Here is a 423-nt window from a genome sequence, read left to right as displayed (position 1 = left end):
GTGGGCACCTATCCGCTGGCCAACGGGCAAACCTACGGGGGCGACATGCCGGTGGAAGAATGTGGTAACATGGTGATCCTGACTGCGGCCATCGCCGAAATGGAAGGCAATGCTGATTATGCCGCCAAACACTGGGAGGTTCTGACTACCTGGTCGAACTACCTGCTCGAAAACGGTCTCGACCCCGAGAACCAGTTGTGTACCGACGACTTTGCGGGGCACTTTGCCCACAATGTGAACCTGTCGGTGAAAGCGATCATGGGCATTGCCAGCTACGGCAAGTTGGCCGGTATGCTGGGCAAGACCGATGTGGCTGATAAATATACCAATGAAGCCAAACGTATGGCCCGGGAATGGATGCAAATGGCCGACGACGGTGATCATTACCGGTTGACCTTCGACCAGCCGGGAACCTGGAGCCAG

At 56.5% G+C, this 423-nt stretch carries 1 protein-coding gene; it reads left to right on the top strand.

Annotated elements, in window-relative coordinates; all coding sequences use genetic code 11:
• A partial coding sequence (locus tag N2K84_RS20690) for a glutaminase domain-containing protein (protein WP_282593651.1) occupies nt 1–423 on the top strand: 423 nt, incomplete at both ends.

The organism is Gaoshiqia sediminis (assembly GCF_025907915.1).
In the GTDB taxonomy this organism is placed as follows: domain Bacteria; phylum Bacteroidota; class Bacteroidia; order Bacteroidales; family Prolixibacteraceae; genus Gaoshiqia; species Gaoshiqia sediminis.
The sequence above is the reverse complement of the archived record's forward strand: the minus strand, read 5'-3'. Positions and strand labels throughout refer to the sequence as shown.